This window comes from Flavobacterium sp. FlaQc-49 (assembly GCF_044005985.1).
Taxonomy (GTDB): Bacteria; Bacteroidota; Bacteroidia; order Flavobacteriales; family Flavobacteriaceae; genus Flavobacterium; species Flavobacterium cupriresistens.
The window spans coordinates 208,837-223,035 of sequence record NZ_JBIPCS010000003.1 but is presented as its reverse complement, the minus strand read 5'-3'; the positions used below and the strand labels follow the sequence as shown (position 1 = coordinate 223,035).

12 protein-coding genes and 2 tRNA genes are annotated in these 14,199 nt (G+C 35.2%); 3 read left to right on the top strand and 11 right to left on the bottom strand.

The window, feature by feature from the left end:
* Window positions 1–32: 32 nt before the first annotated feature.
* Window positions 33–1,286 carry a transcription termination factor NusA gene (nusA, locus tag ACHRV3_RS07345; RefSeq protein WP_017498147.1) on the bottom strand — a complete coding sequence of 418 codons (1,254 nt, stop codon included), beginning with the start codon at window positions 1,284–1,286 and terminating at the stop codon, window positions 33–35.
* Between the two features lie 13 nt (window positions 1,287–1,299).
* The gene (gene rimP, locus ACHRV3_RS07340) at window positions 1,300–1,764 is read right to left on the bottom strand and encodes a ribosome assembly cofactor RimP (RefSeq protein WP_230004514.1); all 465 of its coding nucleotides are present in this window, start codon (window positions 1,762–1,764) and stop codon (window positions 1,300–1,302) included.
* A 176-nt stretch (window positions 1,765–1,940) separates the two neighbouring features.
* Between rimP and ACHRV3_RS07335 the strand changes: the two genes are divergently transcribed.
* Entirely contained in the window at window positions 1,941–2,765 is an 825-nt protein-coding gene (locus ACHRV3_RS07335; protein ID WP_395433814.1) for a universal stress protein, read from the top strand.
* 624 nt (window positions 2,766–3,389) lie between these two features.
* Here the strand turns inward: ACHRV3_RS07335 and ACHRV3_RS07330 are convergent.
* Window positions 3,390–3,460 (bottom strand) — tRNA-Gln (locus ACHRV3_RS07330).
* 108 nt (window positions 3,461–3,568) lie between these two features.
* Window positions 3,569–3,639: transfer RNA gene (locus tag ACHRV3_RS07325), tRNA-Gln, on the bottom strand.
* 245 nt (window positions 3,640–3,884) lie between these two features.
* Here ACHRV3_RS07325 and ACHRV3_RS07320 point away from each other — a divergent pair.
* Together ACHRV3_RS07320 and ACHRV3_RS07315 are read left to right on the top strand one after the other, a co-directional pair.
* Window positions 3,885–7,166 carry a DUF2723 domain-containing protein gene (locus tag ACHRV3_RS07320; protein WP_395433813.1) on the top strand — a complete coding sequence of 1,094 codons (3,282 nt, stop codon included), beginning with the start codon at window positions 3,885–3,887 and terminating at the stop codon, window positions 7,164–7,166.
* Window positions 7,167–7,258: 92 nt separating this feature from the next.
* On the top strand, window positions 7,259–7,900 hold the full coding sequence (locus ACHRV3_RS07315) for a polysaccharide deacetylase family protein (RefSeq protein ID WP_047773072.1): 642 nt from the start codon (window positions 7,259–7,261) through the stop codon (window positions 7,898–7,900).
* 23 nt (window positions 7,901–7,923) lie between these two features.
* Here the strand turns inward: ACHRV3_RS07315 and ACHRV3_RS07310 are convergent, their stop codons facing one another.
* From ACHRV3_RS07310 to ACHRV3_RS07280, 7 genes are all read right to left on the bottom strand, one after another.
* Entirely contained in the window at window positions 7,924–8,226 is a 303-nt protein-coding gene (locus ACHRV3_RS07310; RefSeq protein WP_047773070.1) for a co-chaperone YbbN, read from the bottom strand.
* A 74-nt stretch (window positions 8,227–8,300) separates the two neighbouring features.
* Complete coding sequence (locus tag ACHRV3_RS07305) at window positions 8,301–9,536, bottom strand: metallophosphoesterase (RefSeq protein ID WP_395433812.1); 1,236 nt, start codon at window positions 9,534–9,536, stop codon at window positions 8,301–8,303.
* Window positions 9,537–9,730: 194 nt separating this feature from the next.
* A complete protein-coding gene (locus ACHRV3_RS07300) occupies window positions 9,731–9,916 on the bottom strand; it encodes a hypothetical protein (protein ID WP_047773068.1) in 186 nt (61 codons plus the stop codon).
* Window positions 9,917–10,021: 105 nt separating this feature from the next.
* Window positions 10,022–11,359: a sensor histidine kinase gene (locus tag ACHRV3_RS07295; RefSeq protein WP_395433811.1), complete on the bottom strand. Its 1,338-nt coding sequence runs from the start codon at window positions 11,357–11,359 to the stop codon at window positions 10,022–10,024.
* Between the two features lie 12 nt (window positions 11,360–11,371).
* Window positions 11,372–12,046 carry a response regulator transcription factor gene (locus tag ACHRV3_RS07290; protein ID WP_047773066.1) on the bottom strand — a complete coding sequence of 225 codons (675 nt, stop codon included), beginning with the start codon at window positions 12,044–12,046 and terminating at the stop codon, window positions 11,372–11,374.
* Window positions 12,047–12,221: 175 nt separating this feature from the next.
* Window positions 12,222–12,437, bottom strand: a complete 216-nt coding sequence (locus ACHRV3_RS07285) for a hypothetical protein (protein ID WP_395433810.1) — start codon at window positions 12,435–12,437, stop codon at window positions 12,222–12,224.
* Between the two features lie 169 nt (window positions 12,438–12,606).
* Window positions 12,607–14,142, bottom strand: coding sequence for a DUF4394 domain-containing protein (locus tag ACHRV3_RS07280; protein ID WP_395433809.1), 1,536 nt, complete (start codon window positions 14,140–14,142; stop codon window positions 12,607–12,609).
* Window positions 14,143–14,199: the final 57 nt, after the last annotated feature.

Sequence of the window (14,199 nt, the reverse complement as noted above, 5' to 3'; positions counted from 1 at the left end):
TACCTTTTTCGTTGTGTTGTTAGAGCAGATAACTAGCTATCAAACTCTTCTTTTAGTATTTTCATAACATCAAGAATAGTTTCCTCTTCAAGATCTGTTCTTCTTACTAAATCTTCTACTTCTTGTTTCAAAATACTTTTTGCAGTATCTAAACCTATTTTAGCAAATTCTTCAATTACCCAGCCTTCGATTTCATCTGAAAATTCTGTTAATTCAACATCATCTTCATCTGCTGTTGCACCTGCAACGTCTCCTTCACGAATAACATCCAATTCGTAACCTGTCAACTGACCCGCTAATTTTATATTATGACCACCTCTACCGATAGCTTTAGAAACTTCTTCTAATTTCAAGAAAACTTCAGCTCTTTTGTTTTCTTCATCAATTTTGATAGAAGAAACTTTTGCAGGGCTTAATGCTCTTGTAATAAACAATTGAATATTGTTTGTATAGTTGATTACGTCAATATTTTCGTTTCCTAATTCACGAACAATTCCGTGAATACGAGATCCTTTCATACCAACACAAGCTCCAACAGGATCGATTCTGTCATCATAAGAATCTACCGCTACTTTTGCTTTTTCACCAGGAATACGAACTACATTCTTAACTGTAATCAAACCGTCGAATACTTCCGGAATTTCTTGTTCAAATAATTTCTCTAAGAACTTTTCAGAAGTTCTTGACATGATAATTTGAGGTTTATTTCCTTTTAATTCAACGCTTTCAATAATTCCACGAACATTATCTCCTTTACGGAAAAAGTCAGATGGAATTTGTTTTTCCTTTGGAAGTACAATCTCATTTCCTTCATCATCCACCAAGATTACAACTCTTGGACGTACGTGATGTACTTCTGCGGTGTAAATATCGCCAATAATATCTTTAAATTGCTTATAAAGATTCGTATTATCGTGTTCGTGAATTTTAGAGATCAAGTTTTGACGCAAAGCCAAAATAGCTCTTCTCCCTAAATCAATCAATTTAACCTCTTCAGAAACTTCTTCACCAATTTCAAAATCCGCTTCGATCATTCTAGCTTCAGTCAAGGTAATTTCTTCGTTCTCAAAGTCCAGATCTTCATCAGCAACGATTACTCTTCTTCTCCAAATCTCCATATCTCCTTTGTCAGGATTAATGATAATATCGAAGTTATCATCAGAACCGTATTTTTTCTTTAATGCATTTCTAAACACGTCCTCTAAAATTGCCATAAGCGTTACACGATCAATAAGTTTATTATCTTTAAACTCTGAGAATGAATCGATTAATGCTAAATTTTCCATGCGAATTCTTTAATTAAAATGTTACTGTAACAATTGCCTCTTTAATTTCTGTATAAGGTATTTGTTGCTCTTTTTGAACTGTTTCTTTTCCTTTTCCTACTTTTTTCGGTTCTCTTGCTTCCCAAGACAAAATTATAAAAACATCGTTAGCTTCCACTAATTCTGCCTCAATTTTTTCATTATTTGTAGTAACAATCAACGTTCTACCAATATTTTTCTTGTATTGTCTTGTCATTTTCAAGGGTGATCCAACACCAACCGATGCTACTTCAAGAGAAAAATCCTGTTCTTCACGATCCAGATTATTCTCGATTGCACGACTAACATCAATACAATCCTGCAACGCTACTCCATTATCCCCGTCTAAACCTACACTAACCTTGAAAGAATCCGAAATAGACAAATCAATCAAAAAGATTGATGGCTTTTCCTGAAGAGCTTCTGAAATTAATGTGTTTACTTTTTCTTTAAATGTCATAATTTTATAAAAAGAGGGGACACTTAGTCCCCTCATTATTTAGATTTTAATAAATAACGGTGCAAATATAGTGTTTTTTTTATAAATCAAAATAAATAGATTGCTCTAAAAATATTTCTTATCTTTATGTAGCATAAAACACAAGAGATTATTCCTACTATCTAACCCAAAAAACTATGAAACGAATTTTAGTACCTACCGACTTCTCAGAACATGCAGAAGACGCTTTAAAAGTCGCTGCACAAATTGCCAAAAAAAACAATTCGGAAATCATTGTATTACACATGCTCGAGCTGCCGCATCAAATGAATGACGCAATTACAGGGGGCGCAAGCATTCCCGAAACCATGCTTTTCATGAAAAAAGCAAATCAAATGCTCGATGAAATCTCCAACAGATCCTACCTTGACGGAGTTAGTGTGACCGAAATTGTAAAAATGGACAGACCCATCCACGGCATCACACAAGTAAGCAAAGATCACGAAATAGACCTAATCATAATGGGATCACACGGCTCTTCAGGTGTCGAAGAATTACTAATAGGATCCAACACCGAAAAAGTAGTACGCAATTCCGAAATCCCTGTTTTAGTCATCAAAAAAGACATTTCAAATTTTAATGCAGCAAACATTGTCTTTGCTTCTGATTTTTCTGAAGAGACCAAAAAACCTTTTGAAAAATTCTTAAATTTCACCAAATTCTTTGACTCAACCATTCATTTAGTCACTATTTGTACTCCAAACAGCTTCAGACCAACTCATGTTATTCAAAAAGCGATGAACGAGTTTATCGCCGAATTTAATATGACCAATTACTCCACAAATATCTACAACGATACCAATATTGAAAAAGGAATTTTAAACTTTTCGAACACCAAAAACGCAGATGTTATTGCAATGTGCACACACGGAAGAACCGGATTTGCTCATTTTTTCAACGGAAGCATCAGCGAAGGACTAGTCAATCACGCTGTCAGACCTGTTATAACTTTCAAAATCTAAACAGCTCAAAAAAACTAAAGCTGACAGGTTTTAAAAACCTGTCAGCTTTGATCCATAATTTCTATTATGATTTATTTCGCCTATTCACTTTCGCTCGAATCTCCTTCATCAAGAGAACAAACGAAGCATCTAATCTTTTTTAAACTTTCCAGCTTTGCGACTTTGCGAGATTTCCACTAAATTTAAACACAACACTAAAAAACTTCTCACTTGAGCGTTTTTTTTTGAATAAAAACTACCTAAACACCTCAAAAACTAAAGCTGACAGGTTTTAAAAACCTGTCAGCTTTGACGTATAAAAATAATAGTAAACAATTTTGCCGTACAATATTATTTTCGGAAAGAGAAATCACACTGACGTCTCGACAAAAACTAGTGCCTTTCTACACAGAATTCCTAGTGTGATTTCTCCTTCGCCGAAAGGACAAACCGGGCGTGTATAGCACAAACAGTGCGTTTTTTTTAAACAGACTAGCCCCCCTCCTATTCCAGACTTGGAATTTGGAATTTGGAATTTCAAAAATTGGAATTTGAGAAAGATTTGGAATTTGGAATTTTGAGACTTGGAATTTTGAGAAATTTTGTTGCATAAAAAAAGCCTCTCAAATTGAGAGGCTTCTTATGTTGGTCTACAAGGACTCGAACCTTGAAAGACTGCACCAAAAACAGTTGTGTTACCATTACACCATAGACCAGCAGTGCTGTTAAGCGAGTGCAAATTTAAAACTTTTTTTAGTTTACACAAACTTTTTTTGAAAAAATTTATTCTATAAAAAAAGCCTCTCGATTGAGAGGCTTTTATGTTGGTCTACAAGGACTCGAACCTTGAAAGACTGCACCAAAAACAGTTGTGTTACCATTACACCATAGACCAGCAGTGCAGTTAAGCGAGTGCAAATTTAGAGCTTTATTTAGTTTGCACAAACTTTTTGGGCAAAAATTTTCATTTTTTTTCGTTTTTTCTCCTTTAAAACCGCTAATGTTTTCGCAAGTATTTCACCAACAACAGATTACTTTAACCAAATAGTTTTCTAGATTTTTTTGTTAATGCTCTATTCTTTACACAAAAAAACATTTTCTTTGTAGGATAGAAAACATCTAAAATTATAACACCTAAATATGGCACAATTCAATTTCAATAAATGGAATACAATTATTGGTTGGTTTGCATTTGCAATCGCTTTAATCACCTACACACTGACTGTCGAACCTACCATGAGTTTTTGGGATTGTGGCGAATATATCGCTACAGCAGCTAAACTAGAAGTTGGTCACCCACCCGGAGCTCCTTTATACCAAATGATGGGTGCATTTTTTGCCATGTTTGCAACAGATAACCAACATGTAGCCTTAATGGTCAATATGATGTCTGTTTTCTCCAGTGCATTCACGATTCTATTTTTATTTTGGTCTTCTTCTATGGTCTTGAAAAAAATCATAGCCCGTTTTTCCGAAATCAATCAAAATAATTCAATTGTTATTCTAGGAAGCTCTTTTATAGGAGCCCTGGCTTTTACTTTTTCAGATAGTTTTTGGTTTAATGCTGTTGAAGCCGAAGTTTATGCAATGGCCTCTTTGTTAATTGCCTTACTTTTTTGGCTTGGTCTGCGTTGGGAACAAGACATGGACAAACCTAAGGGAAACAAATGGTTATTGGTTATCTCTCTTGTTATTGGTCTTTCTTTTGGAGTCCACTTTATGGCTTTATTAACCATTCCGTCAATAGGATTTCTATACTATTTTAAACATTACGAAAAAGTCACCATCAAGAACTTCTTAATTGCCAATGTTGTAGTTATTGGAGTATTGTTGTTTATTTTCAAATTACTCCTTCCGCTAACCATGGCGTTCTTCGGTAAAACCGAAATATTCATGGTAAACAGCATGGGACTTCCTTTTAACTCCGGAACCATTTTTGTTGCTTTACTTTTAATTGCTTTCTTTTATTTTGGGTTAAAATTCACCAAACAAAAAGGCCTGATTTTCTATAACACTATCATTCTTTGCATCTTGTTTATTTTAATAGGATTCTCAACCTGGATGATGTTACCGGTTCGTGCTAACGCAAATACGGTAATCAATGAAAACAAACCATCAGATGCCACCGAAGTTTTGGCATACTACAATCGTGAACAATACGGTGTAAATCCGTTGTTCTACGGACCACAATACACAGAAGTTTTTGCAGGTTTAGACGCTAAAACACCTTATTTAGACAAAAAACCGAACTACGAAAGAGATTATAAAACTGGTAAATATATCATTACCAACAACTATAAAAACGCAGAACAAAATACGGACGATAATCAAAAAACCATACTACCAAGAATGTGGAGTACCGAACCGGGACACATTGAGAATTATATTGGTTTCACGCACCCTCCGGGCTTCAAGATAAACCCAAATTATCCTTACGAAGATGATTTGGCAAAATATGGCATAGACGCCAGTCAATTAAGCGAAGAGGAATACAACAAAGCCACTGCTCAATTGCGCAACGAAGTTGAAAAAACGATTTCTGAATTCAGAAAAGCATATGCTCAAAAACAAATTGACAACGAAGGTTATGTAAAATTCCTGAAAAGCTACGGCGATTACTTAATTATCGAGAAACCAACAGCTTCTGACAACTTCTTTTTTATGTTTGAATATCAATTCGGATATATGTACGGAAGATACCTGATGTGGAATTTTGCCGGACGCCAGAACGATGTTCAGGGGAAATACGACAATCTGGACGGAAACTGGATTAGCGGAATCAAAGCCCTTGACTCCATCCATCTTGGTTCTCAAGACAACTTACCTACAGATGTACTAAACAACAAAGGAAGAAATACGTACTTCTTCCTGCCTTTCATTCTGGGACTTATCGGACTTATGTATCATGCGAACAGAGACCTTAAAAGTTTTTACGTTCTTTTGGCCTTATTCTTATTTACAGGAATCGCATTAAAAATTTACTTAAACGAGAGACCTTTTGAGCCTCGTGAAAGAGATTATGCGCTGGTAGGATCCTTCTATGTGTTTGCCATTTGGATTGGCTTTGGAGTCTATTCGTTGTACGAGACGATTCAGAAATACATAGCTCCAAAAATCGCCGGACCGGTAATTATTGCTGCAACTTTCCTTGCTGCTCCTGTTTTAATGGCTTCTCAAAACTGGGACGATCATGACAGATCAGGTAAATATACTGCTGTAGCAATGGCAAAAGCTTATTTGACTTCCTGCGACAAGAACGCTATTTTATTTACAATTGGAGACAATGACACTTTCCCATTATGGTATGCTCAGGAAATCGAAGGCGTACGAACAGATGTGAAAATTGTCAATACAAGCCTTTTCATGACGGATTGGTACATTGATCAAATGAAAGCCAAATCGTATGAATCTGACCCATTACCAATCTCTTTTACACATGCTGAATATGTAGGTGATAAACTGGATTATGTGGCTCACATTCCAAAAATAGAAACGCGTTGGAATATTAATGACTTCATCAGCTTTATTAAAAATCCAAAATCAACTGTAGGTTTACAAAACGGGCAAACCATTCATTTTTACCCGACTAATAAAATCAGAGTTACTGTTGATAAAGACTTAATTATTAAAAATAAAGTCGTTAATCCAAAATACAATGATTCTATCGTTCCTTATATGGACATTGACATCAAAGGAAGCGCGTTATACAAAAATCGTTTGATGATGTTGGATATCCTGGCTAATAACAACTGGAAAAGACCAATCTACTTTAGCGGTGGTGCTTTTGACAGTGAAGATTACTTATGGCTAAAAGACTATCTACAATTAGACGGAATGGTTTATAAATTAGTTCCGATAAAAAATACTGCTTCAAAAGAAGGCGGACCATTAGACATGGGACAAATTGATGCTGACAAAATGTATGATATTGTAATGAAATGGGATTGGGGCAACAGCGAAAGCGACAAAATCTATCACGATCCTGAAACAAGAAAAAACAGCATCACATACCGCACAAACTTATCTCGTTTAATGAACCAATTGATCGCTGAAGGCAAAATTGACAAAGCGAAAAAAGTCATTAATTTAGCTATGACAAAAATGCCGATCGATAAATTTGGTTATTATTCCTTAGTTGAACCTTTTGCCGGTGGCTATTATAAAGTTGGTGAAACAGCAAAAGCACATGATTTGCTGAATAAGCTAGTACAGAAATACAAAGAAGATCTGAACTATTATGCCACATTAAGCGCTTCTGACCAAACGGACTTAGCTATTGATATTATCACTGATATCGAGCGTTACAGAAGCTTATTGGAGGTTATGAAAAACAACAACGACATCACTTTCTACGAGAAACATAAAGTAACTTTTAACACTTACGTAAATGTTTTCGAACGTTTCGGAAGAGAAAAAGAATAATATACGAAAAATTTAGCAATTAAAAAAATGCAGTGCTGTTTGATAAATAGCACTGCATTTTTTAATTTTACATATCTCTAAATCATTTTACGATGAGCTTTTATTGGGTAAAAACAAATTCATTTATAAAAAGGGTATTTTCTAAATATTGCTGGGACATTCCCAACAACGAAAAGAAGATATACCTCACCTTTGATGACGGCCCTACTCCGGAGATTACGGATTGGGTTTTATCTGAATTGAAAAAGTTTGATGCCAAAGCCACTTTTTTCTGTATCGGAAAAAACATAAAAGCGAATTTGTCGCTATTTGAGAAATTAATCACAGAAGGACACTCCATTGGAAATCACACGATGAACCACGTAAACGGATGGAAAATTCACACGAATGATTATATCGAAAATGTTAAAAATTGTGCACACGTATTAGAAGAACAAGAAAAAACAGGTAGTCGTCTGCTTTTTCGTCCTCCTTACGGGAAAATCAAAAAAGCGCAATCTAAAATTCTACGCAAACTAGGCTATAAAATAGTAATGTGGGATGTTCTGAGTGCTGATTTTGACCGTTCTATTACTCCTCAAAAATGCTTGGAGAATGTTACGAAAAATGTAAAGTCAGGAAGTGTAATTGTATTTCATGACAGCATAAAGGCTTCACCGAATTTAAAATTCGCCTTGCCTAAAACCTTGCATTTTTTAAAAGAAAATGGATATACGTTTGATATTATTCACTAAATAACAGCAAACCGTGTGTAGTATTACATATCGAATTGTTCCTGCACAATACCAATGATAGTATTTGCATCAAGCTCCCCTGACTGCCTCCAAATCATCTGACCTTCTTTATAGATCATCAAAGTCGGAAGTCCCTTTATACGAAGTGCCTCCGCCAGTTCCTGATTTTTATCTACATCAATTTTGATTACTTTGGCCTTATCACCAAGCGCAGCAGCAACATCCTTAATAACAGGATGCATAGAAACTGACGATTCATTCCAATCTGTGTAAAAATCGATTAACACAGGGACCTGAGCATTTATTAGTTCTCCAAATTTTGACATAAAACCAAAAATTTAATTTTTTTAAATCTACTAAAAAGAGATAAATATTTTACAAATGTAGCATTTTTACTTAACTAAGCGACATTGTTACCTTTTTTTAGTTCAATGACCGTTATTTCCGGCATGATACCCACTCTTCCGGGATAAGCATGAAAACCAAAACCGCGGTTCACATAAACATACCTGCCTACCTCTTCATATAAGCCAGCCCATTGTTTATAAATGTACTGTGCTAAACTCCATTTAAAATATCCCGGTATTTCAATACCAAACTGCATGCCATGTGTATGACCTGACAGCGTTAAATGAAAGTTTTTCGGATGATTCTTTATTTCATATTCCCAATGGCTTGGATCATGACTCATCAGGACTTTAAAATCGTTTTGATCTACGTGCTGTGAAGCTTTGTTTAAATCGCCTGCTTTTTTAAAATTCTTTCCCCAATTCTCAACACCAACTAAAGCAATCCTATCTTCCCCTTTCTGAATAAAAGTGTGCTCATTCAGTAAAAGTTTAAATCCGATCTGGTTGTATAATTCTTTTATCGCGTGAAAATTATCCTCCTTTTCTTTTTCGGAAGGCCAAGTCACGTACTCGCCGTAATCATGATTTCCTAAAACCGAAAATTTCCCGTATTTGTAACTTTTTATTTTATTAAAAGTCTCCAGCCACGGATGCATTTCTGTTGCATGGGTGTTCACAATATCACCTGTAAACAAAATCATATCTGCTTCTTGCTCATTGACCAGATCAACCGCATAGCTGATTTTCTCAGGATTGTCAAAACTTCCGCTGTGTACATCTGAAATCTGAGTGATCTTGAAACCATCAAAAGCCTCCGGAAGATCCGGAAAAAAGATCGTCTGTTTGATTACTTTATAATTATACTTTCCTTCGAAAATTCCATAAATCAAAGACAGAAAAGGAACTGCTGCCAGCCCTAAACCAATCTGACTGATGAATTTTCGCCTCGAAGGAAGAATGTTTGTGTCATTTGAATTTTCTACAAAATAATTAACGGCTCCTGCACCTAATCTAAAAACGTCTTCTCCTAATAAAACCAACGTAATTACAATTTTAGGCACATAAATCAACAACATCAGACCTGTTGTAAACATGAATTGCTTCGTTTGTCCAACGGAACGATCTACTTGCGAAAAAGAGTAAATGATAAAAATTAAAAGCAGTAAACTTATAATTTGATAACTAACCAAAACCCATCTTAATTTAATTAAAGTACGGATGGCTTGGTAAGAATAGAACTCAATAAATAAAAAAAGAGCGCAAAGAATTACAAAACGAATGATCATTAGTTATAGTTTTAAGCAAAGTAACAAAGAATGGATTTTTTATTGCTTTTTATTATCAAAAATTTAACTCAAATATAAATCAAAAGGCCGACAAATTTCTTTGTCAGCCTTTTAATCTACTTAAAATTTATCCCTATTAACCATTTCATTAACCAAACCAAAAGCCATGAAACTACAATAAAAACGACTTATTATTATTTCATTTCTGTTTTAGACGCTGCTGGTTTAGCTTCTGTTTTTTTCGCTTTTTTATCTGCTTTTTTGTCTTTTTTAGGCGCTTTTGCTTCTTTTACCGGAGCTGTTTGAGCCGGGGCTGTTTGAGCGTTTACCATTCCTACTGTTCCTAAAACTGCTACTGCTAAAATTGCTAATTTTCTCATGACTTTAAATTTATAGATTATTATTATTTGATTATTTATAGACCAAAGATATAATCACTAAATGAAGTTTAAATGAAGATTTGTAGTGTTAAAAAAAATTAACTTTTAATTAAGTTTTGCAGCCTCAGGCAGTAAAAGCTTAAAAGTTGTTCCGGTATTAATTTCTGAAACAACATCGATTTCTATATGATGAAAAGAAGCAATACTTTTTGCAATAGCAAGCCCCAACCCTTGCCCATCTTGATCTGAACTGATTCGGGTAAATCTGTTAAATACTTTTTCAATCTGAGAAGCATCCATACCAATGCCGGAATCTTTGATGGAGATAAAATACTGCCCATTCAAGAATCCGTCGGAAACAATGATTTCTCCTTTTTCTTTATTGTATTTAATTGCGTTCGTTATTAAATTGTAGATCAGAATATGAATCAGGGTTTTATTTCCTTTAAAACTAAAATCATGCTGCATTTCATTCGAAAAACGAATCTCTTTGTCTTCAATTCTGTCTTGAAGATCTTCCTGCATATCATTTACAATTTCACCAAAATGAATTGCTTCGTCTGTCGCATACTGATTGTTTTCTATTCGGGAAATCAGCAACAGATTATTGATGATTTTTTTGAGCATATCTAAAGTTCTGAGCGAACCCGCAATTTTATCAACCGCCAGATCATCTAAAGACTCATTCTGCAATAGGTTTTCGAACTTATTTTTGAGCAGTGCAATGGGCGTAAGTAACTCGTGGGAAACATTAGAAATAAATTGTTTTTCTTTTTTAAAGAGTTCCGCAATACGATCCATCATTTGATTCAGAACAAAATCAAGCTCTCTGAAATCACGCGAAGTTGCTTTTATCGGGGTATGATCAAAAGCTTCGGGCTCATTGACCCGCCTGATTTTGGTATCTATAATTTTATAAAAAGGCTTCAATAAATATTCAATAAAAAAAGTATCCGCCAAAAAAGTAATTAAAAGAATGATCACAAACACAATAATAATAAAGAACCGGATGATAAAAGTAAGGTCTTTTATTTCGGCAAGACTGCTTCCTATCTCCAGTTTATAATTTTCATTGGCATAAGTAAAATGATGCTGTAGAATTCGATATTCATTTTCTTCGCCTTCGATAACCCTGTAAGCATTGCTAAAAGTCGTTTTCTTTTGATGGGATTTCGTTGTGGTTCTTGAAAGCACCAGAAATTCGCTGTGCAAAGTTGAAAACTGCGAATACGTATCTGTGGTATCGCCCGTATTCTGAATAAAATTATTGATTTCTTCCTTGTCCAAATGATCCAGGAATTTTTTCTCTTTTTCAACTAAACTATTGTTGATATGTCTGTAAACTACTTTCTCGACCAAAATAGGCAACATTAACCACAAAATAAAGATCAGCAATAATCTTGACAGCGCGTTAAAAATAGCCAATTGGTGTTTTATTTTCAAAGTCGTTACTTTTTAAACATTAATTCGATATCCGACATTTCTAACGGTTTCAAACCAGCTAATATCGGTATGTTTGTCTAATTTTTTTCTAAGATTCCGAACATGGACATCAATAAAATTCGAGTCTGAATTTACTTCCAGTATATCTCCCCAAATGTGCTCCGTTAATTGCAATCTGGTAATGACCCGATTTTTATTCAAAACCAAATACTGAAAAATATCAAATTCTTTTTTGGTCAGATTGATCGGAATGGCGTCATAACTTACTTTATAATCCTGCAGTTGCAGTGAGAAACCGTGTACTACTAAATCGTTTAAAGTAAAACCATGCATTCTCCTGATCACCGCATAAAGACGCGCACTCAGTTCTGTTAAAGCAAAAGGTTTGGTCAGATAATCATCGGCACCCAAATGCAAACCATTTATTCTGTCGTCTAATTCTCCACGAGCCGTAATGACGATAACTGCCATTTTGGATTTCGTTTTTCGCACCGCTGTCAGAATTTCGAAGCCATCTCCATCCGGTAAACCAAGATCCAACAGCATCGCATCGTACTCATTACAGCCGATTTCCTCTAATGCATCCGCACAATTATGAACCACTTTACAGACATAACCACCATTGCATAAAAAATCATAGACCTCTACGGCAAGTTCTTTATTATCCTCAACAATTAAAATATTCATAGTTCAAAGTTCTAAAAGCAACTAAATTTAAGCAATTATGAAAAAATTAGCTCCTTATTATTTAAAAAATTATTGAATAAAAAAAGCTGACAAATTTCTTCATCAGCTTTCTCCATAATTATCCTTTCTGTTTTGCCTCCCTTACAATCCTTAAAAAGCAAAACAAAAACAACTTTTATTTTTTCACGTTTGCTGTTTCTGATTTCGGAGCTTCTTTTTTAGTAGATTTCGCTTTTTTATCCGTTTTGTGTTTTGGATGTTTGGTTGCTTTTGTCTCTTTTGTCGGAGTTGCTTTAATTTCTTTAGCGGGTCCCACTTTTACAGGAGGAAAAGCATTTACCATTGCTGTTGTACCTAAAATTGCTACGAGTAACATTAAAAAATTTCTCATGATTTCTATAATTTTGAATTAATAACCTTTTTAATTACAGATCAAATTTACTTCGAGAAAATGAAGAGAAAATGAAGAAACGAGACCACTAAAAAATTTTAACTTTAATTTATAAAAAAGCGGCTGAAATACTCCAGCCGCTTCTTATATATCAATTTTCGCTATCCTTTTAAAAACCTAATCCTAAAGTCATTGAAGTGATGGCCGGAGAAAAATCAACCGTTTTTGTTGCGGCACCGGTTGTCAGGTTTATTTTGTAAATAGATTGCGTAGTACTAACCGTTAATATAGCAAACGCTTCACCGCTATTTCCTCCTATATCAAAACCATTCATTCCTGTAGTCGTTACCCCCAAAGCTCCCACTGGCACCAAAGTCCCATTATTTGGAGGGGTTTGTAGGTACAAATTATTATTTCCTGAATCAATTACAAACAACTGTGTCGAGGAGGCTTGTGCAAAATTATTGGTGTAAGCTGCTGCCGAAACAGAGGGTGTACCCGGATTCAGAAAACTATCTGTACCCACAACTGCTCCTGTATCTGGATGTAAACGAAGATTTTGTCCCAAATTACTCACCAATCTTATTCGGTCTACGGTTGGATTAAAATCAAATCCGAAATTCTGTCCTGACAATATCGGCGATAATACGGAGCCAACCGCTGTTACCTGACCGTTTGAAGTATTAACCGTTAGCAACCTGTTTTGATTGGTCACCGCATAAAGAGCTCCGTTTGAAGGTCTGAAATCCAACCCTACTACTTCCTCACTACTATTCATCCCCATCAAAGCAATCGAATTGGAAGTTCCTGTAACGGGATTTAATCGATACAAGGAATTTGTTGCGCTTGTGGCATAAGCAATAGGTTTTGATTTAAATGCAACTTCAACAATTTGTTGTGTAAAAGTACCAACCCATACAGCTTCTCCATTCGTTAAATTAATCGTATAAAGTCTGGATTCACTGCTTTTATTGTTAACCGCGATTCCTAAATTAGAATCCGGCTGTATATCAAACCCTCCAGTTCCTGAAAAATCTACTTTTAAACTTCCTACTTCCTGAAGTTTCCCATCGTTTGGCGGATTCTGCAGATATAATTTGTCCGTCGTGTAATCAATATCAAATAATTGGGTTGTTGTACTTCCGGAGAAACTATTCGTGTAAGCAATGGCATCAACCTGAGTGCTTGCAACTCCATTGAGATTTCCGTCTGTTGACACAACAGTTCCGAGTTCGGGATGTAATCTCAGATTTTTTCCATTATTAGAAATCAGACGCACACGATCAACCGTTGGATTAAAATCTATAGAAGAGGACGTTCCTTCGATCGCAGGAGAAAAAGAAGCCGCCCCAAGTGGTGTCGCTAATCCTGAATTTTCATTTATACTATACAATCTGCTTGTAGACCCTAAACCATACAACTGTCCCGTTGCCGGTCTGTAGTCAATACTCAGGATACTTTCGCCTGACTGCAATCCTGTTATCGTATAGGAACGAATGGGCATTTTTAAATCTTTAGCATTAAAATAAAAAACTTTATTATCATTGGACAAGGCAGTAAAATCTACCGGAGGTGCTGTACTAGGCATTGGCACGGGTTCTGGTTGCTGCACTGGAGTTCTATCGTCATCATTAGAACAGGCTCCAAAAAATGACATTAATCCCATCAATAAAAAGGATCTCGGCGTAAGTAAGGTATCTTTCATAATGTAGTGTTTTAATTAATTATCTACGACAAAAAAAACCTTTTGGTTTTCAAGCCT